The following is an 18,660-nucleotide window of genomic DNA, read 5'->3' on the forward strand; positions in this document are numbered from 1 at the left end:
CAAGTTGGATGATCTCCGGCCCCTGCCGCGTGCGTTACATTTGGTTAACAAGTAAAAATGTTTGCGTTTCACAACTAACAAATGATTTCATCTGTACCGATGTACGGGGAACCTTCGGGAGGACCCAAGTTGCGCGTTCAAGCCTCACTTGCGCTGGCGGCTTCGCTGCTCGCTGCTCATTCGACCTGGGCAGCGACTGTCTTGGAACCCCCTACGCCGACAAGATTGGCTCAACTTCCGATTGAGTTCGAAGTCAATGAAGGCCAGCACCATGAAGCGATACGGTTCCTAGCGCGGGCCCAGGGATACCAGATGTATCTGACCGACGAAGGGGCGGTCATCAGCGTCGAGGGAAAGACCGACAAAGAGTTTGCGCAGTCACACATCCTTCTTCGCTTCGGTGGATCTGCTCGGGCTCCTGAGTTAGTCGCGCAGGGTAAATCCGGCCACCGAACCAACTACTTCACAGGCGACCCATCTAGTTTTCGGACCGACGTCCCCAACTACGAGAGGGTGCTGTATCGCCAGATCTATCCTGGCGTCGACGTCGTCTTCTATGGCAAGAATGGTGCGATCGAGTACGACCTCCTCTTGCAACCGGGCGCTAACCCGGACCCAATCGAGTTCGACTTTTCAGGTGCACGGGGCCTCGAAGTCAACGGGCAAGGCGATCTACTGATTCGCTCCGAAGCGGGCGTGCTGACCCAGCATCGCCCAATAGTCTTTCAAGACAAAGATGGCAAGCGTCAGTCAGTGTCAGCCGACTACACGATCGTCGACGGGACGAAGGTCCGTCTGCGCTTGGGGGCCTTTGATCCGTCAGAGACGCTCGTAATTGATCCGGTCTTGAGCTATTCGACCTTTGTCGGCAGCACCAGTGGTGCTGACAATGCTATTGGTCTCGCCGTCGATGCTTCAGGTAGCGCCTATATCGCTGGCTATTCGACGGCTACCAACTGGCCGACTGTTGGAGCCTATCAAACGACACGTCTTGGCAGTTCTTACGACGCCGTTATTGCTAAGCTTAATCCTCAGGGTACTGGCCTTGTCTATTCGACCTACCTGGGGGTTAGAAGAACCGACACCTTGGCCATGGGGATAGCGGTCGATGCCTCCGGAAATGCATATGTGCTGGGCTTTACGGGGGCGAGCGGCTTTCCAACCACAAGCGGCGCCTACCGTGCCACGGGTACGGGCGGACTCTTCGTCACCAAACTCAACCCTGCCGGCAATGCGCTGGTCTATTCGACGTACCTACAGGCGAGTTGGATCACAACTGACGCCGGATTTATTCGTGTGGACGGCGCTGGCAATGCGATCGTTGCGGGTGGACTGACCTCAGGAGGAGTGATTCCCACCACTACGGGAGTCGTCCAAGCCACGCCACCCGCCGACATCAACTCGACCAATGCATACATCCTGAAGCTCAACAGTGCTGGAAGCAATCTTGTTTTCGGAACGTACCTGGGGGGCTCGTCAGACAATGAGATTCACGATCTCACAACGGATTCTGCCGGGAACATCTACGTTACTGGCCGCACCTTATCGACCAACTTTCCCGTCACGCCCGGTGCCTACCAGACAATGTCCAACGGATCCTATGACGCATTCGTCTCCAAAATAAATCCCACTGGGACGACGTTACTGCTGTCGAGCTATATAGGGGGCAGCAGGAATGACTCCGGCAACGGCATCGCGGTGGATTCGAATGGACGCATGTATCTCACAGGGGAAACGGCATCCGCCAACTTTCCCATCGTGAATGCGTCCAGATGGGCATCTGGGAACTACGGCGTCGGCTTCATCACCGTCATGAACCCAGACGGAGCGAGTCTTCGTTGGTCATCGTATTTTGGCGGACGCGCATGTTTGAGCGACACCGTGTTCTCCTGCGTTCCAAGTGACCCCGTGGATGGCGGGACGGCGATCGCAGTGGATCCCACCGGCACGAATATGTTTGTGGCGGGCTACGTCTCGTCGATTCAGGTATACGACCTAGTCGACCCGATCCAGACGAGTCTCGGAGGCCGTATGGATGCCTATGTCGCGCAACTGGTGTCGAACCCGTTCACAGGCATCTTCAGCATTCGCTATGCGACGCGACTGGGAGGTGCGAGCCGAGGCTACGTTTCCAATGTGCTCGCTCCCAATCAATGGAACGAGCAAGTCAACAGACTCGCTATCGATCCGCAAGGTAATGCCTATGTTTCCGGTACGACAACGTCCGCTGACTTTCCGACGACAAAGGGTTCATTCAAGCTCACGACTGCCAGTACGCAGAGTGGTTTCGTGTCGAAGCTGAGTACTCTCAACGTTCCAGTCACACTGCAAGTTTTTCAATGCGGGGACCAGCTGTCCAATACGCAGCTAGTTGCCTTCACCGCGCTGAATGCAGCCGGCAACATGGTATTCATGGATGGGGCCACGACGCTTGCCACTGCACCTATTGTGGGCGGCATGGCGTCATGGTCGGGACAGCTCGCCGTGGGCGTTCACAAGTTCACCGCGACGCGGTCTAGCGATGGAGCCCTCTCGACTCCCATGTATTGCGCAGTTGACCAATGATCCAGCACTCGCGTATCCACAAGGACTTCAAATTATCACAATGGATTCAGACGATGCGGGACTTCCTCGTTTTGAGACTGGGCCTCGCGCTTTGCGTGCTCCTGGCATTCGTGCATGTGCCAGTTCATGCCGCCAACAAGGCTCCGACAGTGAGCTTGAATTCGCCTATTGCCGGAGCCAGCTACACAACTCAACAGACGATCCCTCTTTCGGCAACTGCAGCGGATTCAGATGGCGCGATCGCCAGTGTCGCGTTCTATGCGGGCGGACAGATCCTCGCTAGTGTTACTTCGGCCCCTTACACATACAGCTGGACTGGTGCGCTGGCCGGCAGCTACAGCATCACGGCCAAGGCTACGGACAATCTCGGCGCGGCAACAACGTCGTCGGCGGCTACCGTAACCGTGACAAAGGCACCAAGCGCGGCGGCGACCACCAGCCCAGCCGCTGGCTCGGATGTCTCCGGCAGCGCTGTGGACGTCATTGGCACATTCGGTGGTGATAGCCAATCGGTCATTTCGGTCTTCAACGGTGTCAATAGCACCGTGCTAGCCACGCAGACCAGCCCGACAACCTACAAGGCAGCCAACGTCCCCCTCGCTCCCGGTAGCAATACTCTGACCACGACTGTCCTGCAGCGCGACGGCACATTCTCGACCTCGTCGGTGACTGTGACGAATCCGGTTTTGCAGGTAGTAGTGACCTCGCCGCTCAAAACAGCCACGTACAACGGCGCTCCGACGAGCCTCACGCTGCAGTCCTCAGCTCAGACCGTCCCTGGTACCGTGCAGCGGGTTGAGTATCGGCTGCTCTCCACGGGCGCCCTGATCGGCACTGCGACATCGCCGCCGTACAGCTATGTATGGAACAACCCGCCGACCCAAACCTTCGGCGTGTTTGCGCGAGTGATCGACAACGCTGGTCGGCAAGCAGATTCCCGTTCAATCCCCGTAACCATCTTGCCACCCAATCAGCCTCCCGTTGTGAGTCTTACAGCTCCAACGAATGGGGCGGTCTTCCAAGCTCCTGCAAATCTGTCCTTGCAGGCCACAGCATCGGACCCTGATGGCTCGATCTCGTTGGTGGAGTTCCTAAGTAACGGAAATCTGCTCGGAGCTAGCAACACACCACCCTATGCCTTGGCGCTGTCAGCCCAACCAGCCGGCAGTTACTCTTTTTCCGCCAGAGCGACGGACGACAAAGGTGCGAAGACGACGTCGGCTCCGGTAGCTGTCACGGTCGATTCAAATGCTCCGCCTAGCGTGAGTCTGACGGGTCCAGCGGCCGGGACCTCGTACTTGGCGCCTGCGAATGTTCAGGTGAGCGCCAATGCCGCGGCTGCCGTGGGGTCGATCGCCAAAGTTGATTTCACTGCGACTCGTACCGGCGGTTCGACGGAAATGGCCACCGCCACGAGCGCGCCTTTCGGAGCGACGTTGGCACTCACGCAAAGCGGGACCTACACACTCACCGCCACCGCCTACGACAGCAATGGCGTGAGCGCGACCTCGAACCCGATCACGGTGTCCGTCTCCGACGGCGTTACGTACCTGCACAACGACTTCGCGGGCAGTCCGATCGCAGCGACGGATAGCACGGGAGCGGTGGTTTGGAAGGAGAACTACCAGCCCTATGGCAGCCGAAACGTCAACGCGGCCCCCGAAGCTGACAACAGGCTCTCATTCCACGGGAAGCCGCTGGACCAGGAGACGGGGCTGTCGTATTTCGGCGCTCGGTACTACGACTCGGCTATAGGCAGGTTCATGGGCGTGGACGCTGTGCGATACCAAGAGAGCAACATTCAAACGTTCAACCGGTATTCATACGCCAACAACAACCCATACAGGTATGTTGATCCCGATGGTCATCAGGCCATCGAGAATTTGTTAGGGAAAGAAGCCCCTATTGTGGTGATGGGGAATGCTTGGGGGGCCTTGGCTGCATATGTGGTCGGTGCGGCAAGCGGCAATGAGAGTTTAAAAAGCGTAGCCCTTCAGGGAATGGCCGAGAGTCGCGAAGCCAATATCCAGGCGGTCGGATTGTTGGCAACGATGGGAAGGGGAAGCACAAAACAGGGTGCAGATCTGGCAAAGCACCTCGAGTACAGTCAGAAGTACGGAAAAGGCGGGGTCAAAGAACTTGAGAATGGCCGGATTCGCTACTCCGGCGAGGTTCAGCCCGCCACCAAAGCCGGTGAAATGGCCGGGCGCAGATATGTGCATGAGTTCGATCCAGCGACAGGTCGATCGAGGGGCTGGCACGAGACTGTTGACCATACTGGTAACGTTCGTCAGGTGAGGCCGGAGTTGAACAATGGGATCAAGACCCACTACCAGTTCGACAGCAACGGCAAGTACACAGGGAGTTGGTAAGTGGAAATCAATCTTCAATCTGTTCGCCGCATATTCGAGGATATGTTGGCCGGCCGCATGACCCGCGAGCAAGCCGATCGCTGGGCCTACTCGATAGTGCAGCATGAAGAGGCGGGCAGCCTAGTGTATTTGCCATCTTCAGACAAGGAGCGCATTTGGGCTGGCGTGATGTACCTCTATGGGGTAGACATGATTAAAGCTCCGGGTGAGTATCTCCATACCGACGAAGACGTCAGGGTCGCAATGAAGGAAAAAGTCGGCGAGGCTTAGTGCTTTTCCAGTTCGTGGCCACCGGTCTCGTAATGAGTGGCGCAGAGGGCAATCCGCGGGGGAAGGTTGCCCGAAGAAGAGTGAGTAATCAGCTTGCTGACATCACACTCGCGAATATGAAGAAATACACTGATAGGCAATTGGTGCATCTCGCGCCGTGAGAAATTCGGAGAGAGGGAAAACAAGTTGAAATCAAAGCTCAATCTTGGGTTGGTTGCGCTGTGCATGCCTTGGGCCCAAGCGGTCGCCGATGGCACGAGTGACCCCATTCCCAGCTTCTATCAGGAGCCGGGAATCTCGCGCACCCGCGAGTACACCGATCATCACGCCCGTGAGCACATCGATCCTTTCACGGGCAAACTGCAGTGGCATGTCGTGGACCTGCTCATCCCCGGCAACGGCGGGATGGACCTCAAGGTCCAGCGCTCCTACAGCAGCCTGAACTACACCGCCACCGGCTCGCCCCCTGAACCCAGCCCCGTGGGGGTGGGTTGGACCATGCACTTCGGCCGCATCTTGCGCAACGCGACGGCAGGTCTTTGCGATCTGAACCAGTCCGAGTCGAAGAACCCGGTGCTCGAATTGCCCGATGGCAGTCGCCAGATGTTCCATCCCGCGTTGGACGGTCTTTCGTTCGTGTCCCGGGACCTTTGGAAGGCAGAGTGCAATCTCGCGACTAATGATCCGGGGCTCATCGTGCACTCCCCGGACGGTACGCAGTACGACATGCTCTTTGCTGGCGTCTCCTACGGTAATTACAACCCCTGGTACACCAGCCGCATTACCGACCGCAACGGCAACTGGATGTCGATCGGCTATTCGATGGTGGCCACCGGTGGCGCAGCAGTGACATCGGTGACCACCAGCGATGGTCGTAGCGCGACGTTCAACTACACCTCGGTCGGAGGAATCCCCGCGTTGAGCAGCGTCCAAAGTGCTGGTGTGACGTGGAACTACGAGATCACCGCCACGTCGGTGGCGTCGTTGAATGCACTCACCAAAGTCACCCGGCCGGATAGTACGACGTGGGAGTATGAATACCTCAACAACTTGGGCGTGGCTGGTGCCTTGTCCATGACGAAAGTGACCTACCCCTCGAAAGGCACTATCGACTACACGTATGGCACGGTGAACTTTGCGGGCGCGCTGTGGGCTAGCAGCACGGTCGTTACCCAAAAGCTCGCGAACCCCTGGGCGAATGGCGCGGCGACGACGCAAGTCGCTCCCTCGGGCGGTGGATATACCTGGACGTACGCCTACACACCAGCCACCGAGGCGATCCCCCTGTCGACGAATCCGGATGGATCGAAATACTTCAATTTCAATGTTCCGCCTTCGTCAGCGGAGGCTGCGCGTGTGGACCAGACGACGGTGACCGGGCCCGACGACAGCAAGACCTACTACCATTTCGGCTATGTCAGCGCGACACCTGGCGTCGTGTTTTACATCGGCAGTTTGCTCGGGATCGCAAGTCCTGTGCAGAACGAAAGCTGGGCCTACACGCCCATCCAGATCTCGGCGCAAGACAACAAGCGTCCTTACGGCGCGATCTCGGACGGCGCGACCTATGCGCTGCTGAAAAGTTACTACGGTATCGGCCGTGTCGGAGGTTCCTTCCAGACCTCGTTTGGCGCCTTCGATTCCTTCGGCAATCCTGGACAGATCACTGAAATCGGCAGCAACGGCGCAAGCAGCCCGCGCACCACAAACGTCACCTATTTCACCAATCCGGCCAAGTGGATCATTCGCGTGAAGGCGAACGAGACGACGAGCGATGACTCGGGCACCATCGCCACCACCCGTACGTTCGACAACAACGCCAACCTGCTCACCGAGTCCCGCGCAGGTGTGACGACGACCTACACCTACACCGCCACGGGTGACGTCGCCTCGCGCCAGGATGCCAAGGGCAACCTGACCAGCTATTCCAATCACAAACGCGGCATTGCCCAGACCGAGAATCAGCCGGAGGGCGTCAGCATAACTCGCGTGGTGAGCGACCAGGGTGACGTAAGCTCGCAGACAGACGGCGAGAACGCCACGACCGGCTTCAGCTTCGATGGCCTCCATCGCGTCACCGGCATCACGCACCCCGTGGGCAATCCAGTGAACGTCACCTGGGGCGCCTTCACGCGTACCGTCCAGCGCGGGGGTCTCCAGGAACTGACCACCTATGACGGCTTTGGCGTGCCTTGGGGCGTCAAGCATACAGGGGGGGCTGAGGCCATCACACGAAACTTCCAGAACGACTCTCTGGGACGGCGAATCTTCGCCTCGTATCCGAACACCACGATCGGCACGCGGTCCACGTTCGACATGCTGGGACGGCCGATCTATGTCTTCAATGCCTACGACCCGATGGGGGGTGCGTGGAGCAGTTACCGCACGCACGTGCACTACGCATACCAGACAGGCATGACCGACGAACGCAATTTCGAGACCATGTGGCGCTACCGCGTCTTCGGCGACCCCGGCAATCGGGAGCTCGTTGCGATCAAGGATCCGCTGTCCAACAGCGAAAACACGACCATCGTACGAAACGTCGCGGGCCAGTTGGCCTCGGTCACGCAGGACGGGGTCACACGCACCTATGGCTATGACAGCCATTTCTTCCTGACCTCTGTGATCGACCCCGAGACTGGCACCACGACCCTGGGGCGTGACGCTGTCGGCAACTTGACCTCGCGCCAGGTCGGCAGCTCCGCTCAGACCACCTACGGCTACGACGGCCGCAACCGGATGACGGCGATCACCTACCCGAGCGGCACGCCGAGCGTCATCAAGACCTACTTCAAGGATGACAAGGTCAAGACACTCGACAACGCAGTCGCGCAGCGGGCCTACACCTACGACGCAAACAAGAACATGTTGTCCGAGGCGCTCACGGTGTCGGTTTCTGGTCAGGGCACCAAGACCTTCCCGGTGCAGTACACCTACGACACCAATGACGCGCTCACCAATGTCACCTACGGGTCGGGGCTGTCGGTGAACTATTCACCGGATGCCTTCGGCCGGGCAACGCAGGCGGGTTCCTTTGTCACCGCTGTCAGCTACCACCCGACTGGCCAGCCAGCCAGCTACACCTATGGCAACGGCGTCCAGACCGCCGTCACACTGTCGCCGAGGACGTGGCCAGCCACCTTGAAGGCGAACAATGGAACGATGTTGAACTCCACCTTCGGGTACGACGAAACCGGCAATCTGACCTCGATCAGCGACACGGTCGACACGGCCTTCAATCGCACCATGTTCTACGACCCGTTGCAGCGCTTGACCGGCGTCAACGGCGGAAGCATCGGTTACGACCTTCGCGGCAACATCCTGTCGCAGAGCCTGGGTCCGGTCAACCTGACCTATGCCTATGACGCCAGCACGCAGAGGCTCACGGGGGTGAGCGGAAGCAGCAGCTACACACTGCAGTACGACGTCTACGGTAACGTCTCTTCAAATGGCACCACGGCGTTCAGTTACGACGACGCCTCCAATATGCGTTGTGCCAAGTGTGGGGAGGCTGACCAGATGCAGTACGACTACGACGGAGCCGGCCAGCGAGTGCGGGTGAAGAAGGCCTCCGGGGCCGAGACCTACTTCGTTCACGGCCACGATGGTCAGCTCCTGTGGGAAGAGTCGCCGGGCAGCTCCCTCAAAGAGTACGTTTACTTCCACGGCAAGGCCGTGGCCACCAAAGAGCAGGCGTTACATTGAACGGATTGAACGCTGAGAGGAGACCCCATATGAAACGACTGCTCGTCTTGCTGGCCTTCGCGCTCACCATGGGCTTCGCGTCTGCGAAACCGGATGAGCCGCCTGGCGCGAAAGGCATTCCACCAGCCAACGTGAAGGGCCCGCTGCCGAAGGTTCCCGGCGTGGACAAGGTGCCAGCCAGCGTGAAGGGTGGCGTTCACTCACGCGTGCACGGCCAGGCCAAATCGGGCGGCAGCGCCCCGGCGGAGGAGCTGAAATTCAATCCACCGAAGCGGTAGCGTCCCGGTTGGATGGCGCTGATTCTCGAAAAGGCATGGATGGACCTTCAGCCATCGCGAGCCTTCGCGGCGTGAGGCGCTGCCGGCTGGGAAGCCTCTGCGTAGCGTGGCTCGCCTGCAGTTGTGCGATGGCGGCGGACATCTACCAATCCGTGTCCCCCGACGGCGTGTTGCGCTTCGCAAGCCAGCCTCTGGACCGCAGCTACACCCTCGTCTTCAGTGAGACGCCGGCGGCATCGGGGACCGGCGCTCGATCGGTGGCCTCAAAGCAAGGCCTTCGTCCGGCGCAGATGCGCCCAATCCTCGAGCGCATCGCTGCCCGACACGGGGTTTCCGTCGCGCTCGTCGAAGCGGTCGCGGCCGTCGAGTCCGCACAAAACCCGCAGGCCGTCTCCCCACGCGGCGCGCGCGGTGTCATGCAGCTGATGCCGGGCACGGCGCGCGCCTACGGATTGACGGATCCTCAGGAGCTCAACGATCCCGAGCGCAACATCGACGCGGGGGTGCGTCACCTGAAGGACCTGCTGGCCCAACACCAGAACAACGTCGCGCTCGCGCTCGCCGCTTACAACGCGGGATCTGGGGCGATCGCCCGGCATGGCAAGCGCATCCCGCCCTACCGCGAAACCATGTTGTACGTCCCAGCGGTTCTCGGCCGGATGGGCGCTGCCGATTCCGCCATAACAACAGCCATTACCCCATAACCATGGTCCACGCCCGTCGACGTCGTTCGAATCTCGGATTCACGCTGCTGGAATTGCTTGTGGTGGTGGCCATCATTGGCCTGCTGGCCGCGTATGTTGGTCCCAAGTACTTCGGCCAGATCGGAAAATCAGAGCAGGCCCTCGCCAAGGCCCAGATAGAGAGTTTTCACAAGGCACTGGCGGCGTACCGTTTGGACGTAGGCGCCTTCCCCAGCACCGAAGAAGGGCTGGGCGGGCTCATGCAGAAGTCGGCTGGCGCGGCCGCGCCCAAATGGCAAGGCCCATATTTGACCAAAGCAGTTCCGGCGGATCCTTGGGGGCGTCCGTACATCTACAAGGCGCCTGGCGCCAAGAATGACTACGACCTGTTGTCCTACGGCAAGGATGGCCAGCCTGGTGGGACGGGCGACGCCGCCGACATCACTAGCGACTGAACACTCATCTTCCCATGCAGTTTCTCGTGCGCGCACTGGACGCCTCGCAGCAAATCCAGTCGCTACTGCTGGAGGCGGCCGATGAAGCCGACGCACGCTCACAAGCGCTGACGCAGCGGCTCGCGCCTCTGTCGATCCGACCCCGCAAGGGTATTCGCCGCGAGGCGACCTTCCCATTGTTGCTATTTGCCCAGGAGCTGAACGGGCTGCTGGCAGCGGGCCTGAGCATCGTCGAAGCGCTGGACGTACTGTGCGAGAAAGACGCGCAGCCGGGGCGCCGGGCGGTGATTGCGCGCTTGGCGCAGCAGTTGCGTGCGGGCGAGCGCCTGTCGACAGCCTTGCAGCAGCAATCCAGCGTGTTCCCCCCGCTCTTTGTGGGCCTTGTGCAGGCGGCCGAGGGAACGAGCGACCTGCCGCGCGCGCTGACGCGCTTTGCCGACTACCAGACCAGGATGCAGGCGGTGCGGCACAAGGTGATGAGCGCGGCGATCTATCCCACCATCTTGCTAGTGGTAGGCACGATCGTGAGCTTGTTCCTGCTGGGTTATGTGGTCCCCAAGTTCGCCGCCGTTTACCACGACAGTGGCCGGCCTCTGCCCTGGGCGTCTGCGCTGCTGATGCGCTGGGGCACATTGGCGAGCCAGCATGCGGCCCCACTACTCTGTGCTTTCGCGGGTGCACTGATCGCTGTCGCCTGGGCGTTCACGAGAAAGGGCGCCGCAGCGTTGGGCTGGCGCTTGATGCGGCTGCTGCCCGGCGCCGCGACGAAACTGGATCTGATGGAGCTCTCCCGTCTTTATATGACCCTGGGAATGCTCGTAGAAGGTGGAATCCCTCTGACCCAGGCGTTGCGCCTGTCCACAGCCGCGCTCCAGCCCGAAGGCGCCTTGGCGCTCGAGCGCGTGCGCGAGGCCGTGCAGGGTGGCGATTCGCTGTCCGACGCGCTGCAGCGCCAGAACCTGAGCACCCCCGTGGCCCTGCGACTGCTGCGTGTGGGTGAGCAATCAGGGCAACTGGGCGTCATGCTCGCGCGCGCCGCAGCCTTCCACGACGAGGAGACGACTCGCTGGATCGAGCGCTTCAGCAAGGCGTTCGAGCCGGTGCTGATGGCGCTCATTGGTCTGGTCATCGGCCTAATCGTCATCCTTCTGTACATGCCCATTTTCGATCTCGCCGGGAGCTTGCAATGAGTAGGAATGAGGCGGCGGCGAGCAACGCAGAGACCATCGACTGGGCCGATCTGCGGGCCGCTCGTGGTCGAGGCCAAGCGCCAGTCGAGCGACTCTCGCAGCAGCGAGCCTGCGCGCCGCGCGAGGCGGTGCGTGCGCTTGCTGCTGCCCTGGGTCTTCCTGCTTGGGAAATGGCCGAGATGGCGCATTGCACAGCAGCTTTCGATCGCCTGCCGCTGGCTCGGGCGCAGTCGCTACGTGCGGTGCTCATGCGCGATGCGGTGCAACAGGGTGACCGGCCGCTGGGCTTCATCGCGGTGGTGCCCGATCCGCTGGATGGTGACCTATGGACGCAGCTCGCGCATTTGGCCCAGGGACCACTGCGCTTCGTGCTGGCGATTCCCGACGACATCCACGCGTACTTGAACCAGCAGGAGGCACAGTCTCGTGCTATGGATACGCTTTCGACCGCGGGCACGGGTGATATGGCCACCAACGACGAATCCATTGTGGAGCTGTCGCTGGCCAGCGTCTCGGACGCGGCGAGCCCCGCGATTAAGCTCGTGAGCTCCACCCTGTATGACGCCTTGCGCGCAGGCGCCAGCGACGTGCACCTGGAAAGCACTCCAGGAGGGCTCGCGGTCAAGTATCGCGTGGACGGCGTCCTCGACGCGGTGACCGAGGTGCCCGGTGTGGCCTTGGCCGAGCAGACGATTTCGCGCCTGAAGGTGCTTGCGGACCTGGACATCGCCGAGCGCCGCATCCCGCAGGACGGCAGTTTCCGCGTGCGCGCCCAGCGCCGCGAGATTGACCTGCGCGTGTCCATCATTCCCGGCATCCACGGTGAGGACGCCGTGATCCGTATCCTGGACAAGCAGGCCATGGTCGCGGCGCATGGTTCGCTGCGACTGGACAGCCTCGGCTTCGATGTCACTTCCATTGCGACGCTGCGCGAACTGATGGGCTCCGCTTACGGCATGCTGCTGGTCACCGGTCCCACGGGCTCGGGCAAGACCACCACGCTCTATGCGGCGCTGTCGGAGACCCACACGGGACGCGACAAGATCATCACCATCGAGGACCCGGTGGAGTACCAGCTGCCCGGCGTGCTTCAAATCCCCGTGAACGAGAAGAAGGGACTGACCTTCGCGCGCGGCCTCCGCTCCATCTTGCGTCACGACCCGGACACCATCATGGTGGGCGAGATTCGCGACCGCGAAACGGCCGAGATAGCGGTGCAGTCCGCGCTGACCGGCCACCTGGTCTTGACCACCGTGCATGCGAACAACGTCTTCGACGTGTTCGGCCGCTTCACGCACATGGGACTGGACCCCTATGCGCTGGTGTCAGCCCTCAACGGGATCTGGGCGCAGCGCCTGCTGCGGCTGAACTGCCCGCACTGCAGCGCGGCCTACATGCCCTCGGCACAGGAATTGACGCGGTTGGGCCTGGGGACTGACGAACTGGCCGCGTTCGAGCTGCGTAAAGGTCTGGGTTGCGGCGATTGCCGCGGCACCGGCTACAAGGGCCGCTGGGCGGTGGCCGAGATCCTGCGGCTGGACGACGAGCTGCGCGAGTTGATCGTGGCCAAGCAGCCTGTGCGCGTGGTCAAGGAAGCGGCTTACCGAAAAGGCACACGCAGCCTGACCCAGGCCGCGCTCGATCTGGCACGCGCGGGACGCACAACGCTCGAGGAGGTGCGACGTGTCACTGTTGCGGCGTAGGTCCGACCAGCCTACGGGAGGCCGTCAAACCCTGGGGCTGGCGCGTGACGCGATCGCCTGGCGCGCACCGGACGGAACGATGGAAACGCAGACACCGGAACGCTTCCGTGCGGGTTGGGCGACCAGGATGCAATCTCCACCCCGAGCGATCGACATGGTGGTGGCCAGCGATCTTGCAGTGCACTGGCTGCAAGTCCCTCCTGTCGATGTGGCGTCGTTCCGGGAATTGAAGCTGGTGGCCGCGGCCCGCTGCGCCCATCTGCACGGTGGCTCGGCACAAGACTGGTGGGTGACGGGTGACTGGAGGGCAGGGCGGCCTTTCGTGTGCGCAGGACTGCCGCGCGATGCAGCCGAATCGATCGAGCTGCTGGCACGCGACGCCCGCATACCGGTGCGCTGGCAGACGGCCTGGAGCGCGGCGACGCGCGCCGCGTGGTGGCCTGCTGATGCTTGGAGAGCGCTGCGCACGCCGGGCTGCATGACACTCTGGCATTGCCGCGCAGGTTGGGTCGATTGCCTAGCCACCTGGGCGGTGCATCCGCAGGCTCCGGCGGCAGAACTTGCGGCCCAGTGTCTGGCTCAGCTGCAGATCGAGATGCTGCGCGACGCTCAGCTGCAGTTTGGGACGCTGCACTGGTGCGATGCAGGCGCGGCCGATTCGCTGACGGACCTGCCGACTGGGGTCGTGCGCGTTGACATCGACCCGATCGTTGCCGTGGACGAGGCGCAGGCGGCGCTCGCGCTATACACACAGACGGAGCGCGCCGCATGAGGCGGTCGATTCACCTGGAATTCGCGCAAGGGTCGACGCCCCTGCGCCGAAAGCTGCTCGGGCATGACGGGGGCCGCCTTTCATGGCTGGCTCTGCCAATTCTTGTCATGGCGCTCGCTGCGGGCGGTTCCGCATGGTGGCGGATTTGGACCCTCGACCGGGAGCTCGATGCCCTGATGGGTCAAATGCCCACCCCGAGCAGATCGACCCCGGCGGCCGCGGGCGTCGGAAGCCTTAGTGCGCAGCAGCGTGCTGAATGGGTTCAGCTCACGCGTCAGCTCAACACACCATGGTCCGCGCTGCTCGATGCCCTCGAGGCCGCGACACCGCAGGACGTGGCCCTGGTTTCCATCGAGCCGGACGCGCGCCAAGGGATCGTCCGTCTGCAGGCCGAGGCCAAGACCCTGCAGACCTTGCTGGACTATGGCCAGGTGTTGCGCACTTCCGGGCCTTTCGAGGACTTGATTCTCCGCAAGCACGACACGAACGATCAGGACGGCACGCGTCCGATTCGCTTGACGCTGGAACTGCGGTTCAAGCGCCCCGGAACTGTGAGTCTTGGTGCACCCAAGGAGCGCACATCATCATGATGCCCGCCGTTTACTGGCGCCAGCGGCGTGTGAGCGCGCAGATTGCGCTGTGGCGTCACGGGTGGGCATGGCCACTGGCCGCCGCGGCGGTGGCAAGCGCGGTGCTGCTGCATCTGGCGGTGCTCCTCCCGTTGCAACAGGCGCGTGCCTCGGTCGAGCTGGAGCTTGCGCGCGCACTCGCGGTTCCTCCTCGCCCCCTCCCCACACCGGAAAGCACCAATGCTGAACGGGTGGCCGCCTTGCGCGCCATGCTGCAAGAGGCCCCGGCTGGGACCGAGCTGTTGCAGCAGATGTCAGCCCTGGCCGCGGCCCAGCAGATTCAGCTGCCGCAGGGGGACTATCAGCAGCGCCTCCATTCTGCCAACGGCATCCTGCAATTGCAGGTCAGCCAGCCTGTGCGGGCCAGCTATCCGCGTCTGCGCCAATACATCGAATCGGTGCTGCGTGCCATGCCCAACGTATCGCTGGACCAAGTGGCCGCCCATCGCGAGAGCATCAGCCAGACTGAACTCGAAGTGCGTCTGCGCTGGTCGCTGTGGCTCACTCCTTCAATCTCTTCGGGCTCTTCACCGCAGCCTGCGTCCGCTGGCACCCGAGCCGAATGAGTGAGCGACCGATGGCCCTCCGAACTTCCTTTTCTCCCACAGGTACATCGCGCAATCGGCGCTGGTGGCTGTGGCTTCCGACGTTGGGCGCTGCGACCTGGCTGGCCGTCTTCGGGGACAAGACGCCAGCTAATGCCACGGCACCCAGCGAGCCGACCCGCTCGGCTCCGAGCATGCCAAGCTCCGCAACATCGCGACCATCCGCCACCGATGGCTTGCGGCCACCGAACATTTCGGCGTCCGTGGAAGCGCTGGACGCATTGGTGCCGCGCGATCAGTTGGTCCGCGCACACGACGAGGCCACACCACCCGAATCGCGCGACCTGTTTGGCATTCGCAACTGGAACCCACCACCCCCGCCGCCTCCATCCGTGCCGCCGGCGCCCCCTGCGGCACCTCCTCTGCCTTATGTCTACGTTGGCAAGAAACAGGAGGGACAGAGTTGGGAGGTGTACTTGGTGCGCGGCGACCAGACCTTTATCGCGCGCGACGGGCAGATTCTTGAAGGTCAGTACAAGGTCGAGCACATTGCCCCGCCCGTGCTGACCCTGAGCTACCTGCCTCTGCGCCAGCCGCAGAGCTTGGCGATCGGGGAGGGGCCTTGAGCGGAAACATGGAACGGAGAGAGGAACGTCGATTGACCTGGAGACGTCTTGGTTTGATTCTGGGCGCGGCCGCGTGCCTGGCCGGCTGCGCGGCGCAGCGTGCTTTTCAGGAGGGAGAGGAACTGGCAATCCAAGGTCAGCTCGCAGAGAGCCTGCCGAAGTTCGAAGAGGCCAATCGGCTCGAACCCGGCGCGATCCGGTACCGCTTGGCGTTGCTGCAGGTCCGTGAACGCTATTTCCGAAGGTTGATCGATCAGGCCGAAGCCCTGCGCCGACAAGGGAGGCTTGATGCGGCCGAGCAGGCCTACCGCCGCGTACTGGCCATGCAAGACACCAACGAGCGGGCGCTCAGCGGGCTGCACGTCCTCGAGCAACAGCGCCGCCTCGACCAGTGGATGCAGGAAGCCTTGGCGGCCTCGGAAAAGAAGGATCTCGATACCGCGCGCACGAAGCTCAAAGCAATCCTTCAAGAAGACCCCTACCGCGAGGACGCGCGCTCCGCCCTACGACAGCTCGAAGAAGCCACGGCCCGTCCGGCTACGAACGCGGCTCTGGCCGCCGCTTTCCGAAAGCCCATCACTATCGAATTCAAAGATGTGGCGCTCAAGACTTTGTTTGAAGTCCTGTCGCGCACGGCAGGCCTCAACTTCGTCTTCGACAAGGACGTCAACATCGACCAGAAGACCTCGATCTTCCTCAAGAATTCCACGGTCGAAAATGCCGTGAACCTGACGCTGCTGACGAACCAATTGGATCAACGCGTGATCGACGGCAACTCCGTGCTGATCTATCCCAACACGCAGGCCAAGCAGAAGGACTATCAGCCCATGGTGGTCAAGAGCTTCTATCTGGCCAACGCGGAAGCGAAGACGGTTGGCGCCACCCTGAAGGCAATGCTCAAGACCCGGGATGTGGTAGTTGACGACAAGCTCAACCTGGTCATCATGCGCGACAGTCCCGACGCAATTCGCCTGGCGGAGAAGCTCGTTGCGGTGCATGACGTGCCGGAGTCGGAAGTGATGCTGGAGGTCGAGATCCTTGAAGTCAAGCGCACGCGTTTGCTGGACCTTGGCGTCCGCTGGCCCGGACAACTCGCGCTCACGCCGTTGCCTGCCAACGGCGGCGCGACCCTCACGCTGGAGGATCTGCGTGGACTGAACAGTTCGACGATCGGCGCGGCGCTGGCCCCCGTCACGATCAATGCGCAAAAGACCGATGGCGATGCAAACATCCTGGCCAACCCGCGCATCCGCACGCGCAACCGCGAGAAGGCGAAGGTCCTCATTGGCGCGCGCGTCCCCAACATCACATCCACATCGACCTCCACTGGCTTTGTGGCCGAATCGATCAGCTACGTGGATGTCGGCCTGAAGCTGGAAGTGGAGCCGACGATCTTCCTGGACGGCGAGGTGGCAATCAGGGTGGCGCTGGAAGTCAGCAACATCATTGACAGGGTGCAGACGAAGTCCGGCTCGCTCGCCTACGAGATCGGCACGCGCACGGCGCAGACGGTGCTGCGTCTGCGCGATGGAGAAAACCAGGTGCTCGCCGGACTCATCAACGACGAGGATCGTCGCAATGGCACAAAGGTGCCTGCGCTGGGCGATGTGCCAGTCATGGGGCGCCTTTTTGGCCAACAGACAGACGAAGGAAGCAAGACCGAGATCGTGCTGTCCATCACGCCGCGTATCGTGCGCAACGTCCGGCGACCCGACGCGACGTTCATGGAGTTCGAAGCTGGGACGGAGAACAGCCTGGGCGGTCGCCTCGTGGGTGGCGCCGGGCCTGCCGGCAACGCGCCGGAGGGAGGCGTTCGACGGGAGACCGGCACGATTTCTGCCACGAACCAGTCGGTGATTGCCGCACCTGCCGGCGCCCAGCCTGTGCCAGGCAAAACTACGGAAACGAGCAACAAGCCCACGGGCAGCATCTCCGCGGCACCGCAAGTTGCCGTCCTGCAATTTCAGGGCCCCGCCGCGGTCAAGGCTGGCGAGAGTTTCACGGTACAGATCATGATGCAGTCAGAGCAGCCATTGGTCAGTGTTCCTCTGGCCGTCAGCTATGACCCCCGGGTGCTCCGGGTAACGTCGGTCATGGAGGGCGCCTTCCTGCGCTCGGATAGCGGTCAGACCAACTTTGCCAACCGGATCGACCCGAACGGCCAAATCTTAATGACAGCGACGCGCACCGGAAACAGTGGAGCCAATGGCTCCGGGGTGCTCGCGACCGTTGGGTTTGAAGCGATCGGAGGCGGCGGGGCCGACGCCCGAGTTCAGGTTTTGAATGTAGCTGCTGTCGCCCTGGGTGGTAGCGCCGCCACGGTCGCGCCCTCCGTTCCCCTGACGGTCCGAGTGACCCCCCGCGCGTTGGCCGCCGGCCCAGACGGACGACGTTGATGCAGCGTGGATTCACGTTGATCGAGCTGTTGGTCACGCTGGGGATCTTGGCTGTGCTGGCCACGATGGTGGTACCGGTGGCCCAAGTGCAAGTGCACCGCGTGAAGGAACATGAGCTTCGTCTCGCCCTACGCGAGATCCGTGCCGCCATCGACGCCTACAAGCGGGCTTCGGACGAAGGACGTATCGCCAAAACGGCTGGAGCCAGCGGCTATCCGTCGACCCTCCAGGCTCTGGTAGACGGCGCGAAGGATCAGCGTGACCCTAAGCAGATCAAGATCTTCTTCCTGCGTCGTATTCCGCGCGACCCCTTTCACGAGGGTGAGAGCGTGGACGGAGCTGCAACCTGGGGCAAGCGTTCATATGCAAGCGAGGCGACTGACCCACAAGAGGGTGATGACGTGTACGACGTCTATAGCCGCTCGACGCTGATCGGTCTCAACCGCGTGCCTCTCACACAGTGGTGAATGC

The 18,660-nt window shown here is 61.8% G+C and carries 15 protein-coding genes; all 15 read left to right on the forward strand.

Annotated elements, in window-relative coordinates; all coding sequences use genetic code 11:
- Window positions 1-129 precede the first annotated feature (129 nt).
- The 15 genes from AC3A6B_RS10520 to AC3A6B_RS10590 all read left to right on the forward strand — a co-directional run bounded on the left by AC3A6B_RS10520 (window position 130) and on the right by AC3A6B_RS10590 (window position 18,656).
- Window positions 130-2,565, forward strand: a complete 2,436-nt coding sequence (locus AC3A6B_RS10520; RefSeq protein ID WP_487836654.1) for a DUF7948 domain-containing protein — start codon at window positions 130-132, stop codon at window positions 2,563-2,565.
- Window positions 2,562-4,937 carry an Ig-like domain-containing protein gene (locus AC3A6B_RS10525; protein ID WP_487836655.1) on the forward strand — a complete coding sequence of 792 codons (2,376 nt, stop codon included), beginning with the start codon at window positions 2,562-2,564 and terminating at the stop codon, window positions 4,935-4,937. Before AC3A6B_RS10520 ends, AC3A6B_RS10525 begins: the two co-directional genes overlap by 4 nt.
- Window positions 4,938-5,207, forward strand: coding sequence for a hypothetical protein (locus tag AC3A6B_RS10530; protein ID WP_487836656.1), 270 nt, complete (start codon window positions 4,938-4,940; stop codon window positions 5,205-5,207).
- A gap of 186 nt (window positions 5,208-5,393) precedes the next feature.
- On the forward strand, window positions 5,394-8,912 hold the full coding sequence (locus AC3A6B_RS10535) for an RHS repeat domain-containing protein (protein ID WP_487836657.1): 3,519 nt from the start codon (window positions 5,394-5,396) through the stop codon (window positions 8,910-8,912).
- A 29-nt stretch (window positions 8,913-8,941) separates the two neighbouring features.
- On the forward strand, window positions 8,942-9,190 hold the full coding sequence (locus AC3A6B_RS10540; RefSeq protein WP_487836658.1) for a hypothetical protein: 249 nt from the start codon (window positions 8,942-8,944) through the stop codon (window positions 9,188-9,190).
- Window positions 9,191-9,318: 128 nt separating this feature from the next.
- Window positions 9,319-9,894, forward strand: coding sequence for a lytic transglycosylase domain-containing protein (locus AC3A6B_RS10545; protein WP_487836659.1), 576 nt, complete (start codon window positions 9,319-9,321; stop codon window positions 9,892-9,894).
- Between the two features lie 2 nt (window positions 9,895-9,896).
- Window positions 9,897-10,328: a type II secretion system major pseudopilin GspG gene (gene gspG / locus AC3A6B_RS10550; RefSeq protein WP_487836660.1), complete on the forward strand. Its 432-nt coding sequence runs from the start codon at window positions 9,897-9,899 to the stop codon at window positions 10,326-10,328.
- Window positions 10,329-10,342: 14 nt separating this feature from the next.
- Window positions 10,343-11,518, forward strand: a complete 1,176-nt coding sequence (locus AC3A6B_RS10555) for a type II secretion system F family protein (protein WP_487836661.1) — start codon at window positions 10,343-10,345, stop codon at window positions 11,516-11,518.
- On the forward strand, window positions 11,515-13,221 hold the full coding sequence (locus AC3A6B_RS10560) for a GspE/PulE family protein (RefSeq protein ID WP_487836662.1): 1,707 nt from the start codon (window positions 11,515-11,517) through the stop codon (window positions 13,219-13,221). The genes AC3A6B_RS10555 and AC3A6B_RS10560 overlap by 4 nt, the downstream gene beginning before the upstream one ends.
- 79 nt (window positions 13,222-13,300) lie before the next feature.
- Window positions 13,301-13,993, forward strand: coding sequence for a hypothetical protein (locus AC3A6B_RS10565; protein WP_487836663.1), 693 nt, complete (start codon window positions 13,301-13,303; stop codon window positions 13,991-13,993).
- Window positions 13,990-14,583 (forward strand): hypothetical protein, encoded by a 594-nt coding sequence (locus AC3A6B_RS10570; RefSeq protein ID WP_487836664.1) that lies wholly within the window; start codon window positions 13,990-13,992, stop codon window positions 14,581-14,583. Before AC3A6B_RS10565 ends, AC3A6B_RS10570 begins: the two co-directional genes overlap by 4 nt.
- Window positions 14,580-15,188: a hypothetical protein gene (locus tag AC3A6B_RS10575; protein WP_487836665.1), complete on the forward strand. Its 609-nt coding sequence runs from the start codon at window positions 14,580-14,582 to the stop codon at window positions 15,186-15,188. Before AC3A6B_RS10570 ends, AC3A6B_RS10575 begins: the two co-directional genes overlap by 4 nt.
- Before the next feature lie 242 nt (window positions 15,189-15,430).
- Complete coding sequence (locus AC3A6B_RS10580; RefSeq protein WP_487836666.1) at window positions 15,431-15,793, forward strand: hypothetical protein; 363 nt, start codon at window positions 15,431-15,433, stop codon at window positions 15,791-15,793.
- A 32-nt stretch (window positions 15,794-15,825) separates the two neighbouring features.
- A complete protein-coding gene (locus AC3A6B_RS10585) occupies window positions 15,826-18,189 on the forward strand; it encodes a secretin N-terminal domain-containing protein (RefSeq protein WP_487836667.1) in 2,364 nt (787 codons plus the stop codon).
- Complete coding sequence (locus tag AC3A6B_RS10590) at window positions 18,189-18,656, forward strand: type II secretion system protein (protein WP_487836668.1); 468 nt, start codon at window positions 18,189-18,191, stop codon at window positions 18,654-18,656. The genes AC3A6B_RS10585 and AC3A6B_RS10590 overlap by 1 nt, the downstream gene beginning before the upstream one ends.
- Window positions 18,657-18,660: the final 4 nt, after the last annotated feature.

The sequence above is a fragment of the Variovorax sp. Soil_C_33 genome (genome assembly GCF_057656935.1).